The organism is Streptomyces sp. NPDC056883 (genome assembly GCF_042788835.1).
GTDB classification, from domain to species: domain Bacteria; phylum Actinomycetota; class Actinomycetes; order Streptomycetales; family Streptomycetaceae; genus Streptomyces; species Streptomyces stoeckheimensis.
Window position 1 is genome coordinate 112,249 of sequence record NZ_JBHUBS010000001.1, and the last position, 18,727, is coordinate 130,975.

Consider the following 18,727-nt stretch of genomic DNA (forward strand, 5'->3'; position numbering starts at 1 on the left):
CGGCAGCCTGGTGACTGGGCCGCAGCCTGCCACCGCACGGGCTGCTGGCAGGGCAGTGCCACTGTCACCAACCTGAACCGCCGGACGGTGTACAGACCGGCCGCCGGGAAGGCAGCCTTCGAAGGGGCGCGTTCCTTCGCCGCCCCCCACCCCCGCACGGTCCGGCATCGCGTCGCGGGAGCCCGCCCAGGTTCCCGGTCCCCACGGACCCCGAACCGCCTTGGAGTTGTTCCGCCTTGATCCCGACCTCTCGCTCCGGGCCGTTGCACCCGGGCACCCGGTCGCTCGTCGCCGGCCGGCAGACGGGCCGATCGCCGTGTACCTGATCCACCTGCTGCTCCGGGCGGATCACGGACTGCTCCCCGATCCGCCGACGGTCGATCCCTCCCGCCACGCGACCGCCCTGGCGGCGGCCGGGATCGAGCACCTGACGACGCACGGCGGACCGGAGCCCGGGACGGCGGTCCTGACCGCGTTCGTCCGGGCCCGGACCCTGGCGGAGGCCGAATCCCAGGCCTGCGAGGCCTGTTGGTCCGTCCTCACGGACGAGTGGACCGTGTCCGCGGTCTGGCCCGGTCTGGTGGCGGAGTACTACACGGGGCGGCGCGCCCCGGACCTCCCCTGAACCGACGGGAATCCTGTACGCCGTCCTGTCCACTGTGGCGCATCGAAACAGCGGCCCTCGACAGGACGGCACGATCCATTCCCGGCCGATTCGAGCATCATCGGTTCCACCGTCGAAGGGGAACAGGCAGCATGCTCGAATCACTTGGGCTCGACGAACTGGCCGAGCGCACCTATCAGCTGATGCTGTCCAGTCCCGACATGACCTTGGACAAGATCGCCGCCCAGACGGGATCCGACCCGGCCGAGGTGCGCGCCGCCATGGACCGGCTCGCCTCGCTCTCCCTGCTGCGCCCGCCCGTCGACGGGGGCAGCCCGGTGCAGGTGATCAGCCCCGAGTACGGCCTGGAGGCCCTACTGGCTCGGCAGCAAGCCGAACTGCTGGAGCGTCAGCACCAGATCGAGCGCAGCCGGGCCGCGGCGGCCACACTGATCGCCCGGTTCGCCCACCTTCACGGCACGCGCGAACACCCCCACGTCGAGCACCTGATCGGCGTCGAAGCGGTACGGGCGCGGCTGGCGGAGCTCGTCGAGGACGTCCGCGAGGAGCTCTCGGCGCTCTCACCCGGCGGGGCGCAGACGGAGCAGAACCTCGAAGCGGCCAAGCCGCTGGACGAGGCTCTCCTCGAACGCGGCGTGCGGCTGCGCACCCTGTACGTCGACAGCGTCCGCAGCCATCCGCCGAGCGTCGAGTACGCCCGGTGGCTCAACGCGAGGGGCGGGCAGACGCGGACCGTGGCCGCGCTCCCGCTGCGCATGATCATCACCGATCGGACCTCGGCCCTGGTGCCGGCCAACCCCGAACGGAGTGAGGAGGGCGCGGTCCTGCTCCGCGGTCCCGGGACGGTCGCCGCTCTGTGCGCGCTCTTCGACCACCTGTGGGCCACCGGGACCCCCCTGATGGAGTCGGTCCCGGTGGACGGCGAGGACCTCGGCCGCCAAGAGCGCGAGGTCCTCAAGCTCCTCGCGCAGGGGCTGACCGACGAGGCGGTGGCCCTGCGCCTCGGGGTCTCGCTGCGGACCACCCGCCGGATCACCGCCAAGCTCATGGAGCGGCTGGGCGCGAAGAGCCGGTTCCAGGCAGGCCTGCGCGTCGGGGAACTCGGCCTTCTCTGACCGGGGCCGGTGGGGTGGTGGACTTGGGTCCGCGCAGCAGCAGGACGGTGGAGTTGCCGGCCTCGATGCGGTCGGTGTGCTCCCAGCCGTCGGTGAGCAGGTCGATCTCGGCGTCGTCCAGACTGATCCCGCGCAGGTGCGCGGGCTGCCGGTCGGCGTGCGGGGTGATGACGCACAGGATCCCGTCAGGGGCGAGCAGACCGGCGAGCTCGGCGACGGTCCGGGTGCGGTCGGGCAGGTGCGCCACGGCCCGGCGGAGGGTGATGACCTCGTAGGTCCGGCTGTCGTGGGCGGGGAGCGCGCCGATGTCCCCGGCCGTGACGTCGCAGCAGTGGTAGGCGATCCCGGAAGTCGAGGTCGCGGCCGAGGTCGCGGCCGCGCGTTCGAGCGCCGCCTCGGCGAAGTCCACCGCGTCGACCAGGTAGCCGAGACCGGCGAGGAGGCGGGCCAGCTCCCCGGTTCCGCACGCCACCTCCATGGCCCTCGGAACCTCGGCGCCGTCGGGCGGGGCCAGCCGCTCGCGGAGGATGGCCTGCTCGGTGTCGGACAGCGGCCGGAAGTCCCGGCCGGCTGCGTAGTGGGCGTGCCAGTCCTGCGCGGTGGGTGCCTGCTTCATCGGGGAGGTGTTCCCTTTCGTGTCGGTGTTCACGAGCGGCCCGTGGCGGGCTACGGATGCCCGGTGGCTCGGAGCCGGAGCCGGAGCCGGAGCCGGAGCCGGAGCAGGGTGCGGCGGCCGCGTTCGGCGAGTTCGGGGTCGTCGTGGGCGTGGCCGTAAGCGAAGCCGGACACCGCGTCGAAGGCCGTCTCGCAGCCCAGGCGGAGATCCTCGGCGGGCGTGAGGGCTCTGCCGTACCCGTCGAGGAACGCGGCGCGCAGGTCGGGCCGGCCGGTCCAGGTGTCGCTCAGGCGGACCATGTCCCGCGTGACGGTGCCGTACTCCGACCGCTCGAAGTCGAGCAGGCGCAGCGCGCCGTCGTCGGCGAGGAGGACGTTGCGGTACTGCAGGTCCCCGTGCGTCGGCACCGCTGCGGGCCGCGGGAGCTCCACGTACATCCCGGCCAAGGCGAGGACCACCCCCTCGTCCCCGGCGGCCAGGTGCGGCCCGGCCTCCTCCAGATGGGGAGTCGGTGCCGACGGGAGGGCGGTGGTGGACGGTGACGGCCGCGGTGACGTCGACCGGCACCGTGTGCCGGGCCCCGCCGTTCATCGCGCCGCCTCGGGGCCGTCCGCGGCGGGGGCACGCTGGGCGGGCAGGGTTTCCGCGAACGCGGCCGCCTGGATCAGGTAGGAATCCCTGAAGTCCCCCGTGCCGGTGGCCTCGTCCATGAGCTCCGAGAACGTCCCGGACTCGGCGAGCCGGCCGTCCTTCATGACGTGGATGACGTCGGCCTGCCGCACCGAATGCAGTCGGTGGGTGATGAAGATGATCGTCTGGCCGGTCGCGGCAAGCGCGCGGATCTGATCGAAGACCCGCTGCTCGGCGACCGCGTCCAGAGCGCTGGTGGGCTCGTCGACCACCAGGATCCCGGCGCGTTTGTACCAGGCGCGGCTGATGCCCGTCAGCTGCCATTCTCCGCCGGACGCCTCGCGCCCGCCCTTGTATCCCCGGCCCAGGAGCGTGCCGAAGCCCCGGGGCAGTGCCGCGATGAACTTGTCGGCGCCGGAGAAGGCCGCCGCGTCCTGCACCGCTGCGTCCTCGATGGGCACGGTGGGCCGGCCGATGCCGATGTTGACCCGCACCGTGAACGGCCACCGGAAGAAGGACTGCGACATGAGGGCGATGCGGGCGAAGATCTGTCCTCGGTCGGCCTTGGCGGCGTCCACGTCGTCCCACCAGATCGTGCCGCCTCCCTCGTCGGGAAGGTGCAGGCCGGCCAGGAGTTTGACGACGGTGGACTTGCCCGAGCCGTTGGCCCCGACCAAGGCGATGACCTTGCCCATCGGGAAGGACAGGGACACCTCGCGCAGGGTCGGATCCGGGGTCTCGCCGCCGGAGCCCGGGTAGGTGAACGTGACCTTCTCGAAGCGGACTTCCCGCACCTGTTCGGGCAGGTCCTCTCCGGTTTCCGGGATCGCGCGCGCCTCGGCCTCCGTGCACAGCCGCTCGTAGTCGGCGACGAAGAGCGACTCCTGGTGCAGGTCCGCCATCTGCAGGACCAGGCCGTCGAGGCTGGAGGAGCCGGCGCGGATGGCGAGCACCGCGGTGCCCGCGACCGCCAGGTCCATCCGGCCGCTCCACAGCAGCAGCCCCAGCGCCCCGTACGTGAGGAGGGTCGCGGCCCCGGAAGCACCGTCCGCGATCAGCCCGATCCTGGCGGCGTTGCGGGCCAGGCGGGTCTGCTCGCGCTCGCTGGTCTCGGCCATCTGCCGGAAGTGGCCGAGGAGGAAGGGGCCGACCTCGTGGACCCGGACCTCGGCGGCGGCCTCCCGCTGGGTCAGCAGCTGCCCCAGCAGGTGTCCGGCCCGCGCGTGCTGCACGAAGGTGTGGAAGCTGATGTAGCGCTGCTTGGAGATCGTCAGCGAACTCCACGCGCTCGGCAGGGTCATCAGGACGAGAAGGGGCAGGAGCGCGACGTGCAGCACCGTGAGCACACCGGCGGCCGCGATCAGGGAGATCCCGGAGTTCAACGTGTTGGTGCAGTACCGGATCATCCGGCGGGCGGAGTCGGCCCCGTAGCGGGCCGCGTCCAGCAGCCGGTGGAACTCGTCGTCCTCGATCGCCGCGAGCTCCACCCGGTGCACCAGTCCCAGGTACCGTTCCGTGGCGACGCGCTGGACCTTGGGTTCGAGCTCGCCGGTGGCCGCCGTCGACGCGGAGCGCAGCAGCGAACCCAGCAACGCCGTGACCGCGACCAGCACGAGCGAGGGTACGGCCTGGGCCAGGCGCTGGTTGGTCGTGCCGCCGGCCAGCACGTGGCCCAGTACGCCGTTGACCGCGACCAGACCGACCGCCTGGGCGACACCCCGCCCGACCTCGGCGCCGAGCACCACGCGCAGGGCGCGTGCGTCGGCGAGGTGCGCGAGCTTCAGTCCGGTGCCGACCATACGGGGCAAGGCCTTGGCCATGGTCACGAGGCCGAGCTTCAGCCAGGCGCCTTCGTGCCGTTCCCAGCCGACGTCGTACGCCAGCTCCCCGCCGAACAGCAGTCGTTCCGACTCCGACACCACGGAGGATTCGTCGTCCAGCGCGGAGGACTCTTCGTCGGCCTGTGGCCGGCCGGTCATACGGTCCACCCCGCTTCCTGTCGGACGAGGTCGAGGAGTTCGGAACGAGCGGGCGTCATGGGGATACCTCTCGATGGTGGAGCCCGGCTGCCCAAGGATGTGCCTGCGCTGCCGGATGAGGTCAACTGCATTCGCTGCGCGGTGTGTTGTGTTCACGTGATGGTGCCGGGGTCAACGACCTGGGGCACCGGATCGAACACGCGTGTTTGAGACGAAGCGGATCCCGTACAGGAGCGCGGAAGGCTGCTCGTGCAGGGTGCATCCACCCTTGAGGCGTGCGGGTCCCGCCCCGGAGGGCGCTGGCCGAAACGCCGGTGTTGATACACGTGTGACGGGTGGGGTTACGAGGATCAGGTTCCCGTGGAACGCAGGCAGGGCCCCCGGATGATCCGGGGGCCCTGCTTGGAAGCGCGGGTGGGTGCGTCGGGCCGTTATCCGGCGGTCGGGGTGAGGCTGGTCGTGCGGGCCGCGGCCAGGGCCTCCTTGTGGATCCGGGAGGCCTCGTCGCGGAGGGCTTCCATGCCCGGGGTGGTCGCGGCGAGGGTGAGCTCGCGTTCGATGACGGTCAGGTCGGCCCGGAACACGTCGGCCAGGATGCGGGTGAGGTAGGCGGTGGAGTGGTCCCAGCCGTGCCGCGGGGCGCCGGGGCCGTAACCGCCGCCCCGTACGGTGACCAGCACGGTGGGTGTTCCTTCCAGGATCGGGTTGGGGCCGCCGGCTCCGGTGATGACCAGGTCGACCCAGGTCTTGAAGTGCTGGGAAACCCCGTAGTTGTACAGCGGTGCGGCCAGTACGACCGCGTCCGCGCCGGTCAACTCCCCGGCCAGGCGGGTGGCCAGGGCGAGGGCTTCGCGCTGGGCGGCGGTGCGGTCGGGTTCGGGCGTGGAGGCGGCGGTGGTGGCCAGCGCCCAGGCGTCGGAGGGAAGCGGGTCGGTACCCGGGCGTCGGCGTACGACGGGCTCACCGGGGTGGGCGGCGGTCCACTCGGCCTCCACCAGGTCGGCGATCTCGGCGCCGGCCGAGGCGTCGGGGAAGAGGCTGAAATCCAGGCGCAGCAAGCTCATGACTGTATCTCCACAGGTCAGCGGGATGTTCGTCCCGGCGGCATGGCAGCGGTGCATTCGCGCATCAGCGTAAACGGACTTTACCCCGTTTAGCATTCCCGATGTAGCGTGGATGCTGTGAATCGATTCGTCCTGCCGGTGGGAGCGCCCCGCGCCGAGCGTGCCGACGCCGTGCGCAACCGTCTTCTGCTGCTGTCCACCGCCCGCGAACTGATCGCCGAACAGGGCGTGGAGAAGCTGACGATGGACGGCCTGGCCGAGCGTTCCGGTCTGGGCAAGGGAACGGTGTTCCGGAGGTTCGGCAGCAGGGCGGGCATCTTCCAGGCCCTGCTGGACGACGACGAACGCGCCCTCCAGGAACAGGTGCTGTCCGGTCCTGCGCCGCTGGGCCCCGGAGCGGGCCCCGTGGAGCGGCTGGTCGCCTACGGCCGGACCCGGATCGACTTCCAACTGAGGCACTACGCCGTCGCCCGCGCCGCCCTGGACGGATCCCAGCCGGTACCGGCCGGCGAGGGCACCATCTCGCGGGTCCACATCCGCATGCTGCTCGGGCAGGCGGAACTCCACGGCGCGGACCTCGACATGCTGGCCGTACAGCTCACCGCCGCCCTCGAAGGCCCCTTCCTGCTCTACCTGACGGCTTCCCCGCAGGAAGAGCCCACCGACCACGTCGACCGCATGGCCGAGGCCTGGCAGGACCTGGTGGAACGCGTCTGCCGCAGCTGAGCGGCGGCGCCGGGGCCCCGTCGAGGAGCACCCGCACCAGTGCGCGGTACGAGCGGAACATGTACGGCTCATGCCGATGTCGTGTCGGCCGTCCCCGGGGTGACGCCCCGGCAGTCGGGCGGCGGGGCGGGCCGTCGCCCGGTGTTCGCCGGGGATTTCCGGTCCCGCGGTTGCGGGCGGGGTGCGGCGGAGGGTCGTCCACGGTGCGGGCGGGCGATTGACCGGCTCGCGCCGCCCCGGCTATGTTGCGCGCCATGTACCGATCCGCGCTTCTGACGACACGAGGTCACGTCGACCTGAAGCGTGTCTGCTCCGCCGCGTGTCAGTGGTCCTGACCGTACGGCGACCGCGCGGATCCCTCGTCTTCGTCCTGCCCGTCGGCGGGGCCGGAGCCTGAACTCCCGCAGCGTCCCCGCGTTCTGGTGAACAGTGCTCCCTCCGTGGAGCTTCCCGCGCACGCCCCTGCCCGGAGCCGGCCGCCCCGTCACGAGCCGGTCCCGGCGCCCGGGCGTCGCGTGCCACCGCACAGGACCTGGAAGGCCCCCGTGGACAGATCGAAGACCTCAGCCGACCGCCTCGCTCCACTGCGCCGTTCCGACATCCCGCCGGCCGGTGCGAACCCGCTGCGGAGGGTGTCCGGTACCGGAGCGGTGCTGGGCGCCGTCCTCGACCACGGTCCCGTCGCCCGCAGCACCATCGCCCGGCTCACCGGACTCTCGCCCGCGTCGGTCAGCGGGCACTGCGGGGCGCTGCTGGACCGGGGGCTGGTCAGGGAGGGCCCCGAGACGGCGGGCCCTCGGGGGCTGGGCCGCCCGTTCATCCCGGTGGAGATCGACACCAGCCGCTTCCTCGTCGCCGGGGCGCACATCGCGGTTCCCCACGTGACGCTCTCCCTGATGGACCTGACCGGGCGGATCGTCGCGCAGGAGCGCCGGCCGCACGAGGGCAGCGAACCCGGGCAGGTGCTCGCCCGGGTGGCGGCCGGACTGCCCCGGCTGCTGGCCGCGCACGGGTCCGGTCGCACGGCACTGGCCCTAGGCGTCGCCACCGGGCACTGGGTCGACCCCGAAGCAGGCACCGTGGTGCACCACCCCCAACTGGACTGGCGGGGCGTCCCCGTACGGGACGAACTCGCCGGGGCGACCGGCGTGCCGGTGTACCTCGACAGCCATTCGCGGGCCCTGGCGCGCGCCGAGCAGCTCTTCGGCGACGTGGGTACCCGGCGCAGCGCCGTCGTGCTGTTCGTCGGGAACGTGGTCGACGCGGCGTTCGTCACCGCGGGCGCCGTGCACCAGGGACCGCGCTTCGGCGCGGGCAACGTGGCGCACCTGCCGGTGGGCACCGCCTCCGCCGGAGCGTGCTGCACCTGCGGTACGGCCGGCTGCCTCCAGTCCGAGGTCTCGGAGCCGGCCATGGTGCGCCGGGCCGTCGAACGGGGCCTGCCCGTCACGAGGTTCGCCGAACTGCTCGACCTCGCCGTCGAGGGGGATCCCGTGGCGGTGGAGCTGTTCCGGCAGCGGGCCAGGCTCACGGGCCGGGCGGCCGCGGTGCTGCTGGACATGTTCGACCCCGAGGTGCTCGTCGTGGTCGAACCGGGTACGGGCCGACTGCCCGCGTGCATGGAGGAGTTGCGGGCGGAGGTTCAGGCGCGGTCCCTGGTCTGTGACGACGCCGCCCGGTCCGTCGTACCGAGCAGCTTCACGGGCTCGGTGCTCGCCACGGCGGGTGCGGCCGTCGCCCTGGGCGCCCTGCACGACGACCCGCTCGGTCCGTGGCCCGCACTGGCCGCCGTCTCCTGACCGGTCTCCGGGAGTGGCTTCCCGGGGCGGCCTCCGGGGTGCTTCCGGAAACCGACTTAATTCAGAAAGTTGCATTGTTGACCGGGTCGTCCCCCGAAAGGGAGACTGGATTCATGAACAGCCCGCAGAGGAACCGACGGTACGCGCACCGCTCCTGTTGTCGTTGACACGAGAGCCGGCGGCGCTTCCCTCGCCGTCCTGACGCGCTGCGCTTTTCTTCCTCTTCCTCTTCTTGCGTACGCCTTCCGCGGCATTCCAGAGGTCGGCCGGTTCCTCGCCGGTCCGTGCCCCGCCGCGCCCATTTCGCCGTAACCCGCTTCCTGCTGCCCTTTTCCGCACCGCCGTTTCCGGCGGGCGCCGCACCACGGAAACGAAGCGCGCGGCACCATTCACCCTGGGGGAATCTTGAGCATTTCTTTGTCCTCGCATCCGGCGGTGGGCCTGGTCGAGCCGGCCCGCTTCAAGCAGATCTTCCGCGCCTACCCGGGCGGTGTCGTGGTGGTCACGGCCGACTCCGGGGCGGGCCCGGTCGGCTTCACGGCAACCTCCCTGGCCTCGGTGTCGCTCGACCCGCCCCTCGTCTCCTTCGGCATCGCGAAGAGCTCCTCCTCGTGGCCGCACCTGGAGCGGGCCGAGTCGGTCGTGGTCAACTTCCTCGACGCCGCCCAGGAGGGCCTGGCCAGGCGCTTCGCGACCAGCGGCATCGACCGCTTCGCCGCCCCGACCCGGTGGCACCGGTTGCCCGGGGGAGAGCCGGTCCTCGACGGGGTCACGGGCTGGCTCCGTCTCGCAGTCGAACAGCTCGTACCCGCGGGGGACGCGCACATCGTCGTGGCGCGGGTCGTCGAGGCCTGGCAGGCCGAGGGCGGCCGGCCCCTGCTCTTCCACAACGGCTCCTACCAGTCCCTGTGAACCCCGGCGACCGTCGCTTCCCCGTCATGAGAACAGGAACGTCCATGCCCTCCCGCACTTCCCCTCCCCGCTTGGGGCGCAGAGGATTCCTCACGCTCGCCGGCAGCGCATTTCTGGCTGCCGCCGGATGCGCCCCCCAGACCACGAACGCCGCCCATTCCGAACTCGTGGGCGAGCTTCCCACCGGGCCGCCGCCCGCCGGAACTTCCCTGACCGTGGCCGTGCGCACCTCGCAGATCCAACTGGCCACGTCCGGACTCGACAAGAACCTTCCCTTCAAAGTCTCCTCGTGGGTCAATCTCAGCGCGGGCCCCGACATCATCCAGGGATTCCGGGCGCGCTCGATTGACATCGCGAGCAATGCGGGAATTCCGCCGATCCAGGCCGAAGCCATCGGCGTGAAGGCCCGGATCGTCGCCGTGCAGGAACGCCCCAAGCCCACCTACACGTTCGCCACCGCGCCCGGCTCGTCCATCACGTCCGCAGCGGACTTCAAGGGCAAGAAGATCGCCTTCTCCCAGGGGCAGGCCCAGGGCGTGGTCGTCCTGCGGGCCCTGAAGAAGGCCGGGATCGCCCATTCCGACGTCCAGCTCGTGGCGCTGCCGAGCACCCAGTTCCTCACCGCACTCCAGTCGAAGCAGGTCGACGTCGCGCCCCTGGGCGAACCGACCCTGACCAAGTACCTGACCCAGTACGGCAAGGACGGCGCGCGCGGCATACCGACCGAGGTCGTCGACCTGCTCACGGTCCTGTGGGCGCCCCTGGAAGTCCTGAACGACCCGGCCAAGGCGGCTGCCGTACGCAGCTACGTCACGCTCTGGGCGCAGGGCGTCGCCTGGGCGTGGGACAACTCCGACCAGTGGATCGACGCGTACTACGTCAAGGACCAGGGCGTCGCCCCGGCCGACGGCAGGCGCATCGTCGACTCCCTCGCGAAGCCGCGGTTCCCGGTGAAGTGGGACAACGCCATCGCGTGGGAGCAGGAGACCGCGGACCTGATGGCCGAGGGCGGCTTCGTGCCGAAGATCGACGCCAAGTCCCTGTTCGACCGGCGGTTCGAGGGCCTCGCCGCCGCGGCCGTCCCGGCCGGATTCCGGGAGGGAGCATGAGCGAGGCACTGACGGACCTGCGCGTACAGGCACCGGCCCCCGGGGCGCTGGCGGACCGTCCCGAGACCACCCCGGCAACCGGACGGACCGCCGCTGCGGCGGAAGTGACCGGCGCCGTGGCGGAGCCTCCGGGCCGCCGTCTCGGACGGCGGCGCCCCGTCGGCCGCACGACCCGGCGGCTGAGCCCCGGTCGCGGCGTCCCCTTCGGCCGGCTCCTGGGGCCCGCGCTGCTCATCGCCGTCTGGTGGACGGCGTCCGCCGCCGGCTACCTCGACCCGCGCATCCTCTCCGGCCCCGGCACCGTGATCGCCACCGCGGGCGATCTCGTGACGAACGGCCGGCTGCAGGGCAACCTGCTCATCTCGCTCCAACGCGCAGGCCTCGGACTGCTGTTCGGCGTCCTGGCGGGTGTATCGGCCGCCGTGATCGCCGGACTCAGCCGCACCGGCGAGTACCTCGTCGACGGGCCGCTCCAGATCAAGCGCGCCATCCCGTCACTGGCGATGCTGCCCCTGCTCATCCTCTGGCTCGGCATCGGCGAGCAGATGAAGGTCACCGTCATCGCCCTCGGCGTCGCGGTGAACATGTACATCAACACCTACGCGTCGCTCACCAGCATCGACAACCGCCACGTCGAACTCGCCGAGGTGCTCGGGCTGAGCCGGTGGCGTTTCCTGCGCAAGGTGGTCCTCCCGGGCTCCCTGCCCGGATTCTTCGTCGGACTGCGGCTCGGCGTCACCTCGGCCTGGCTCGGCCTGATCGTCGTCGAGCAGATCAACGCCACGAGCGGCATCGGCTACATGATGTTCCAGGCCCAGCAGTACGCCCAGTCCGACGTGATCATCGTCGGCCTCGTGGCCTACGGGATCTTCGGCTTCTCCTCCGACGCACTGGTGCGCGCCATCGAACGGAGGGCCCTGTCATGGCGGCGCACGCTGGCGGGCTGACCGCCGGGTCCGGCACCCGGGTACGGGACCTCGCCCCGGCCGCGGTGCGCACCCGCGGGCTGGTCCGGCGCTTCGGCGACCGGATCATCCTCAAGGAACTCGATCTCACCCTCGGAGCAGGCGAGTTCACGGCGCTCCTGGGCCGCAGCGGCTCCGGCAAGTCGACCCTGCTGCGCGCCGTGGCCGGCCTCGACCACGACGTCGACGGATCGGGCGAACTGACCGTTCCCGACCGGGTCTCCCTCTCCTTCCAGGACTCCCGCCTGCTGCCCTGGCTGCGGGTGCTGGACAACGTCACCCTCGGACTGCGCGGACCCGGGGTCCGTGAACGCGGAGTCCGGGCCCTGGCCGAGGTCGGACTCGCAGGCCGGGAACGCGCCTGGTCCCATGAGCTGTCCGGCGGCGAACAGCAGCGCGCAGCCCTGGCCCGCGCCCTGGTGAGCGACCCCGAACTGCTCCTGGCCGACGAACCGTTCGGCGCCCTCGACGCCCTGACCCGGATCCGCATGCACGGACTTCTGCGCGAACTCTACGTACGCCACCGGCCCGCCGTGCTCCTCGTCACCCACGACGTGGACGAGGCGGTGGAACTGGCCGACCGCGTGCTCGTACTGGACGAGGGCCGCATCTCCCTCGACCTCGCCGTCGACCTGCCCACCCCCCGGAGCCGGCGCCACCCCGGCTTCCAGGAGTACCGGGACACCCTGCTCGCGGCCCTCGGCGTGGCGGAGCACCCGACGCCCGCCGCCGCGACCGACCACCACCAACAGAAGGACGAGACCGATGTCACGCACGCCTGAGCGCAAGCCCCTCCACCTCAACGCCTTCCTGATGTCGGTGGGCCACCACGAGGCGTCGTGGCGGCTCCCCGAGAGCCCCGCCGACGGCGGCACCGGCATCGCGCACTACCAGAACCTCGCCCGCATCGCCGAACGCGGCCTGCTCGACTCGGTGTTCCTCGCCGACAGCCCCGTCCTGCAGGGCGACCCCGGACGCCGGCCCTCCAGCAAGCTGGAGCCGACCATCCTGCTGACCGCGCTGGCCGCGGTCACCAGCCGGATCGGGCTGATCGCCACCGCCTCCACCAGCTACAACGAACCCTTCAACCTGGCCCGCAGGTTCGCCTCCCTCGACCACGTCTCGAACGGCCGTGCCGGGTGGAACATCGTCACCACGGCCGGCGCCGAGGCCGCACGCAACTTCGGCCTCGACGACACCCCGCTGCACCACGACCGCTACCGGCGGGCCGCCGAGTTCGTCGACGTCGCGACGAAGCTCTGGGACAGCTGGGCCGACGACGCCGTCGTCGCCGACAAGGAGGCCGGGGTCCACACCCTGGCCGAGCGGGTCCGCCGCATCGAGCACCGCGGCGAGTTCTTCCGCGTCGACGGCCCGCTCAACGTGGAGCGTTCCCCCCAGGGACACCCCCTCCTCGTCCAGGCCGGCTCCAGCGAGGACGGCAAGGACTTCGCGGCACGCTATGCCGAGGCGGTGTTCACCGCACAGCAGACCCTCGAGGAGGCGACCGCCTTCTACAAGGACGTCAAACGGCGCGCCCTCGCCCTCGGCCGGGACCCGGACGGCATCAAGATCCTTCCCGGCATCGTCCCCGTCATCGCGGACACCGAGGCCGAGGCCCGCGAGCTGGACGCCGAACTGGACCGGCTCATCGTCCCCGAGTACGCCAAGCGTCAGCTGGCCCTGCGGATCGGCATCGCCCCGGAGGCCCTGGACCTGGACGCGGAACTGCCCGAGGACATCCCCACCGAGGACGAGATCGAGGGGGCCAAGAGCCGCTACACCCTCGTCGTGGAACTGGCCCGCCGCGAACGGCTGACCGTACGGCAGCTGATCGGACGCCTCGGCGGAGGCCGCGGGCACCGCACCTTCGCGGGCACCGCCGAGCAGGTCGCCGACACCATCGAGCACTGGTACGACAGCGGAGCCGCCGACGGCTTCAACATCATGCCGGCGATCCTGCCCTCGGGGCTGGAACGCTTCGTCGACCAGGTGGTCCCGATCCTCCAGGAACGCGGCCTGTTCCGCACCGAGTACACCGGCACGACCCTGCGCGAGCACTACGGCCTCCCGCGCCCCGCCGGACATCCGGCCGACGGCTCCGCCGTGCGCGCCGGCCACCCCGGCATCGGCCTGGTGGAGGCCCGGTGACGGGCTGTCCCACCGCCACGACGCAGCCGGCCTCCGCGCACGCCGCGGCGGCCGGCCCCGTCGGCGGACCACCGGCCGACGGCTGGGTGCGCCGCCTCGTCGGCTACTGCCTGCGCCACCGCACCGACCTGCTGCTGGCCTTCGGAGCCGCCGCGGTGGCCGCGGTCGCCGCCGCCGTGCTGCCGCTCGTGCTGCGCCACGTCGTCGACGACGTCGCCGCCGCGGACGGCGCGGCCCTCGCGCCCTGGACCGTGCTCCTCGGCGCCCTCGGGGCGGTCCGCTTCGGGGCGGCCTTCGTCCGCCGCTACCGGTCGGGGAGCCTCTCCCTCGCAGTCCAGTACGACCTGCGCAACGACGCCTTCGCCGCCCTGCTGCGGTTCGGCGGGCCCCAGCAGGACAACCTGCGCACCGGGGAGGTCGTGAGCAGGTCCATCTCGGACATCACCCTCATCCAGACCCTGCTCCAGTTCCTGCCCAACCTCACCGGCAACGTGCTGATGTTCGGCGTCTCCCTCGTCTTCATGGCGTGGCTCTCGCCGCTCCTCACCGTGGTCGCCCTGATCGTCGGGCCGGCCCTGTGGATGATCGCCCTGCACAGCCGCCGCACCCTCTTCCCCGCCAACTGGCACGCCCAGCAGGAGGCCGCCGAGGTGGCCTCCACCGTCGAGGCCACCGTCACCGGCGTCCGCGTGGTCAAGGGCTTCGGCCAGGAGCACCGCGAACTGCGCGGACTGGAGGAACGCGTCCGCGCGCTCTTCGCCTCCCGGCTGCGCGTGGTGGCCTTCACCAGCCGCTACAACCCCGCACTGCAAGCCGTACCGGCCCTCGGACAGGTGGCCGTGCTCGCCCTCGGCGGCTGGCTCGCCATCGACGGCCGCCTGTCCCTGGGCACGTTCCTCGCCTTCACCGCCTACCTCGGCGCCCTCGTCACGCCCGTGCGCCAGGTCGCCACCCTCCTCACCGTCTGGCAGCAGGCCCGGGCGGGCGCCGAACGCGTCCTGGAGATCATCGACGAAGCACCCGCGATCGACGACGCGCCCGGCGCCCGCCCCCTCGGACCGGCCGCCCCGGCCCTGTCCTGGCGCGAGGTGACCTTCGGCTACGGCGAGGCCGCGCCCCTGCTGTCCGGCTTCAGCCTGGACCTGCGGCCGGGGGAGACGCTCGCCCTCGTCGGCCCGGCCGGCTGCGGCAAATCGACGGTCGCCGCGCTCCTGCCGCGGTTCTACGACCCCGGCTCGGGCACCGTGTCCGTAGGAGGCCACGACGTACGGACCCTCAGCCTGGCCTCCCTGCGGTCCCGGATCGGCTTCGTCTTCGAGGAGAGCCTCCTCCTGTCGGATTCCATCCGCGCCAACATCGCCTACGGCAGCCCGGACGCGACCGACGCCCAGGTCCGCGAGGCCGCCCGGCTCGCCCGGGCCGACGAGTTCATCGACCGGCTCCCCGACGGATACGACACGGTCGTCGGCGAACAGGGGCTGACGCTCTCCGGCGGCCAGCGCCAGCGGGTCGCCCTCGCCCGCGCCCTGCTCATCGACCCCGCCGTGCTCGTCCTGGACGACGCCACCTCCGCCCTGGACGCCCGGGTCGAAGCGGAGATCCACACCGGCCTGGGGGAGGCCGGCCGCCGCCGCACCACCCTCATCGTGGCCCACCGCGAATCGACCCTCGCGCTCGCCGACCGCGTCGCGCTGATGGACGGCGGCCGGATCACCGACATCGGCACGCCGGACGAACTGCGCGCCCGCTCGGCCCTCTTCCGGTCCCTGCTGTCCACCACCGGCCGCCCCGAGGACACCGAGGCCCCCGACGGGGCCGCGCCCGCTGCCGGCGTGCCCGTCGGCGGAGTCACCGAGGAGCTGTGGCGACGGCCGGACGGGGAAGGCCCCGTACACCACGAGTCCACCGCGGTCCGCGCCGCGAACGCCCTCGCCCAGGCCGCCGCCTCCGGCCCCGGCCGGGGCGGACCCGGCAGCGGGGTGCTCGGCTCCGCCCCGCCGTCCCCCGAGCTGCTGGCCGCCCTAGCGAGGACCCCGATGCCCGCCGCCGAGCCCGGCGTCCCGCTCGCCCAGGCCGTGGCGGGCGACCCCGCCTTCCGCCTCGGCTCCCTGCTGCGCCCCTTCCGGGTCCCGCTGCTCGGCGGGCTCCTGCTGGTGGCCCTGGACGCACTCGCCCAGATCGCCGTACCCGTACTCGTCCGCCACGGCGTCGACAGCGGGGTCACCGGCCACGCGAGGGGGATCCTGCTCGCGGCGGCCGCCGCCGCGGCCGTGGTCGTCGCCGCCAACTGGCTGCTCGGCGTCACCCAGGTCCGCACCACCGGCCGCACCGGCGAGCGACTCCTCTACACCCTGCGGGTCAAGACGTACGCCCAGCTGCAGCGACTCGGCCTCGACTACTACGAGCGGGAACCCGCGGGCCGGATCATGACCCGGATGACCACCGACGTGGACGCCGTGTCGAACTTCCTCCAGACCGGCCTCATCACGGCGGTCGTCAGCCTGCTGACGGTCCTCGGGGTCCTGGTGTCCCTGCTCGTCATCGACGCGCAGCTGGCTCTGGTCCTGCTCGCGGCGCTGCCACCGCTGATCGTCGCGACCGCCCTCTTCCGGCACTACTCGGTCCCCGCGTACCTGGAGGCCCGCGAGCAGATCAGCGCGGTCAACGCCTACCTCCAGGAGAACGTCGGCGCCCTGCGCATCACCCAGGCCTTCCGCCGGGAACAGCGCAACGCCGCGGAGTTCGCGGCCCTCGCCAGGGCGTTCAGCACGTCCCGACTGCGGGCACAGCGGTACATGGGCACCTTCTTCCCCTTCGTCGAGTTCCTCGGCACCCTGTCCACGGCCGCCGTCCTCGCCGTCGGAGCAGGACAGGTCGTCTCCGGCGAGCTGACCGCGGGCACCCTGATCGCCTTCCTGCTCTGCGTCGAGCTGTTCTTCGCCCCGATCCAGCAGCTGTCCCCGGTCTTCGACGGGTACCAGCAGGCGGTCATCGGCATGAACCGGCTGCGCAGCCTGATGCGCATGCCCGTCGGCACACCGCCGGCCGCCGCCCCGCGGCCCGTCACGGCACTGCGCGGGGAGATCGAGTTCGACGACGTGTCCTTCCACTACGCGGGCGGGTCGGACCGGAACGTGCTGCACGGCATCGGGCTGCGCATCGCCCCGGGCGAGACCGTCGCCTTCGTCGGGACCACGGGCGCGGGCAAGTCGACCGTGGTCAAACTCCTGGCCCGGTTCTACGACCCGGCGTCCGGAGCCGTCCGCGTCGACGGCCACGACCTGCGCGAACTCGACCTGACGGACTACCGGCGCCGGCTGGGCATCGTCCCGCAGGAGCCGCACCTGTTCGGTGGCAGCGTCCGCGACGCCATCGCCTACGGACGCCCGGAGGCGAGCGACAGCGAGGTGGAAGCGGCGGCCCGGGCCGTCGGAGCCCACGCGATGGTGGCCACGCTCGCGCACGGCTACCTCACGCAGATCGGGGAACGCGGCCGGGGCCTGTCCTCGGGCCAGCGCCAGCTGCTCGCCCTCGCCAGGGCCGAACTGGTCGACCCCGACATCCTGTTGCTCGACGAGGCGACCGCATCGCTCGACCTCGCCACCGAACGGCGGGTCACCGCCGCCGTCGAGGCCCTCACCCGGCGCCGCACCACCGTGGTGGTGGCCCACCGCCTCACCACGGCCGCCCGCGCGGACCGCGTGGTGGTGCTCGACGCCGGGACCGTCGTGGAGACGGGTACCCACAGCCAACTGCTGTCCGCACAGGGGCCGTACCGGCGCCTGTGGGACGCCTACCGCCCGGGCGGCGCCGACGTCCGCCCGCCGGGTCCGGCCGACACCCATGCCGATCAGGCCGACACCCACACCGATCAACTCGTCAACGGGAGTGCACGATGACCGACCACCGCCTGCTCGGACGCACCGGCGTCAAGGTGAGCCCGCTCGCCCTCGGCACCATGATGTTCGGGGCCCGCGGCAACACCGACCACGACGACAGCGTCCGGATCATCCACCGGGCCCTCGACTCGGGCATCAACTTCGTCGACACGGCCGACGTGTACTCGGCGGGGGAGTCGGAGACCATCGTCGGGAAGGCCCTCGCCGGCGGCCGGCGGGACGGCGTGGTGCTGGCCACCAAGTTCCACGGCAGCCTCGGCTCGGACCCCAACGAGCAGGGCAACAGCCGCCGTTGGATCATCCGCGAAGTGGAGAACAGCCTGCGCCGGCTCGGCACCGACTGGATCGACCTCTACCAGGTCCACCGGCCCGAGCCCGAGACCGACTTCGATGAGACGCTCGGCGCGCTCAGCGACCTCGTCCACCAGGGCAAGATTCGCTACATCGGCACGTCCACCTTCGAGCCCTCCGCGATCGTCGAGGGCCAGTGGCTCGCCGAACGCCGCGGCCGCGAACGGGTGGTGACCGAGCAGCCCCCGTACTCGCTGCTCGCCCGGGGCATCGAGCGCGAGGTCCTGCCCGTCGCCCAGCAGTACGGGCTGGGCGTGCTCAGCTGGAGCCCGCTCGCCGGCGGCTGGCTGTCCGGCCGCTACCGCAAGGGCGCCGACCAGCCCACCTCCAGCCGGATCGACCGGCAGGCGGAGCGCTTCGACATCGCCGACCCGGAGAACGCGGCCAAGCTGGACGCCGCCGAGGCGCTGGCCCAGCTGGCGGAGGAAGCGGGGCTGACCCTGGTGCAACTCGCCCTGGCCTTCGTCCTGGAGCACCCCGCCGTCACCTCGGCCATCATCGGACCGCGCACCTTCGAGCAGCTGGAGAGCCAGCTGGGCGCCGACCGGGTGCGGCTCAGCGCGGACGTGCTCGACCGCATCGACAAGATCGTGCCGCCGGGCACCAACCTGTCCACCCGCGACGCCGGATACGTGCCGCCCGCACTGTCCGACCCGCGGCTGCGCCGCCGCCCGCGCGCCTGACCGGCCGGGGCGCCTCCCCCCCCCCCCCGGGGGGGGGGGGGGACCCACAGGGGGTGTTTCCTCTGTGGGGGGGCAACCCAGCCCCCCAACCCTTTTTTTCCCC

15 protein-coding genes are annotated in these 18,727 nt (G+C 72.4%); 11 read left to right on the plus strand and 4 right to left on the minus strand.

From position 1 onward, the window contains the following. Nucleotides 1-316 precede the first annotated feature (316 nt). Both ACFRU2_RS00580 and ACFRU2_RS00585 read left to right on the plus strand, forming a co-directional pair. Nucleotides 317-625, plus strand: coding sequence for a hypothetical protein (locus tag ACFRU2_RS00580; RefSeq protein WP_382966381.1), 309 nt, complete (start codon nt 317-319; stop codon nt 623-625). 131 nt (nt 626-756) lie between these two features. Continuing rightward, a complete protein-coding gene (locus ACFRU2_RS00585; RefSeq protein WP_382966382.1) occupies nt 757-1,740 on the plus strand; it encodes a LuxR C-terminal-related transcriptional regulator in 984 nt (327 codons plus the stop codon). On the opposite strand, the gene ACFRU2_RS00590 is transcribed toward ACFRU2_RS00585, so the two are convergent. The 4 genes from ACFRU2_RS00590 to ACFRU2_RS00605 form a co-directional block, all read right to left on the minus strand. Further along, nucleotides 1,670-2,356, minus strand: a complete 687-nt coding sequence (locus ACFRU2_RS00590) for a class I SAM-dependent methyltransferase (protein ID WP_382966383.1) — start codon at nt 2,354-2,356, stop codon at nt 1,670-1,672. The genes ACFRU2_RS00585 and ACFRU2_RS00590 overlap by 71 nt on opposite strands. Nucleotides 2,357-2,406: 50 nt before the next feature. Further along, entirely contained in the window at nt 2,407-2,814 is a 408-nt protein-coding gene (locus ACFRU2_RS00595) for a phosphotransferase family protein (RefSeq protein WP_382966384.1), read from the minus strand. A gap of 129 nt (nt 2,815-2,943) precedes the next feature. Beyond that, nucleotides 2,944-4,965 carry an ATP-binding cassette domain-containing protein gene (locus ACFRU2_RS00600; RefSeq protein ID WP_382967786.1) on the minus strand — a complete coding sequence of 674 codons (2,022 nt, stop codon included), beginning with the start codon at nt 4,963-4,965 and terminating at the stop codon, nt 2,944-2,946. Between the two features lie 431 nt (nt 4,966-5,396). Next, on the minus strand, nt 5,397-6,029 hold the full coding sequence (locus ACFRU2_RS00605) for an FMN-dependent NADH-azoreductase (RefSeq protein ID WP_382966385.1): 633 nt from the start codon (nt 6,027-6,029) through the stop codon (nt 5,397-5,399). A 117-nt stretch (nt 6,030-6,146) separates the two neighbouring features. On the opposite strand from ACFRU2_RS00605, the gene ACFRU2_RS00610 reads away from it, so the two are divergent. The 9 genes from ACFRU2_RS00610 (at nt 6,147) to ACFRU2_RS00650 (ending at nt 18,624) form a co-directional block, all read left to right on the plus strand. Continuing rightward, nucleotides 6,147-6,755 carry a TetR/AcrR family transcriptional regulator gene (locus ACFRU2_RS00610; RefSeq protein ID WP_382966386.1) on the plus strand — a complete coding sequence of 203 codons (609 nt, stop codon included), beginning with the start codon at nt 6,147-6,149 and terminating at the stop codon, nt 6,753-6,755. Between the two features lie 545 nt (nt 6,756-7,300). Further along, on the plus strand, nt 7,301-8,554 hold the full coding sequence (locus ACFRU2_RS00615) for an ROK family protein (RefSeq protein WP_382966387.1): 1,254 nt from the start codon (nt 7,301-7,303) through the stop codon (nt 8,552-8,554). 405 nt (nt 8,555-8,959) lie between these two features. Beyond that, nucleotides 8,960-9,466, plus strand: a complete 507-nt coding sequence (locus ACFRU2_RS00620) for a flavin reductase family protein (RefSeq protein ID WP_382966388.1) — start codon at nt 8,960-8,962, stop codon at nt 9,464-9,466. A 44-nt stretch (nt 9,467-9,510) separates the two neighbouring features. Beyond that, nucleotides 9,511-10,575: an ABC transporter substrate-binding protein gene (locus tag ACFRU2_RS00625; protein ID WP_382966389.1), complete on the plus strand. Its 1,065-nt coding sequence runs from the start codon at nt 9,511-9,513 to the stop codon at nt 10,573-10,575. Beyond that, complete coding sequence (locus tag ACFRU2_RS00630; protein ID WP_382966390.1) at nt 10,572-11,522, plus strand: ABC transporter permease; 951 nt, start codon at nt 10,572-10,574, stop codon at nt 11,520-11,522. Before ACFRU2_RS00625 ends, ACFRU2_RS00630 begins: the two co-directional genes overlap by 4 nt. Continuing rightward, nucleotides 11,498-12,322 (plus strand): ABC transporter ATP-binding protein, encoded by an 825-nt coding sequence (locus ACFRU2_RS00635; protein WP_382966391.1) that lies wholly within the window; start codon nt 11,498-11,500, stop codon nt 12,320-12,322. Before ACFRU2_RS00630 ends, ACFRU2_RS00635 begins: the two co-directional genes overlap by 25 nt. Next, nucleotides 12,306-13,691 carry an LLM class flavin-dependent oxidoreductase gene (locus ACFRU2_RS00640; RefSeq protein ID WP_382966392.1) on the plus strand — a complete coding sequence of 462 codons (1,386 nt, stop codon included), beginning with the start codon at nt 12,306-12,308 and terminating at the stop codon, nt 13,689-13,691. The genes ACFRU2_RS00635 and ACFRU2_RS00640 overlap by 17 nt, the downstream gene beginning before the upstream one ends. Next, complete coding sequence (locus ACFRU2_RS00645; protein WP_382966393.1) at nt 13,688-17,590, plus strand: ABC transporter ATP-binding protein; 3,903 nt, start codon at nt 13,688-13,690, stop codon at nt 17,588-17,590. The genes ACFRU2_RS00640 and ACFRU2_RS00645 overlap by 4 nt, the downstream gene beginning before the upstream one ends. Continuing rightward, nucleotides 17,587-18,624, plus strand: coding sequence for an aldo/keto reductase (locus tag ACFRU2_RS00650; protein ID WP_382966394.1), 1,038 nt, complete (start codon nt 17,587-17,589; stop codon nt 18,622-18,624). The genes ACFRU2_RS00645 and ACFRU2_RS00650 overlap by 4 nt, the downstream gene beginning before the upstream one ends. Nucleotides 18,625-18,727 lie beyond the last annotated feature (103 nt).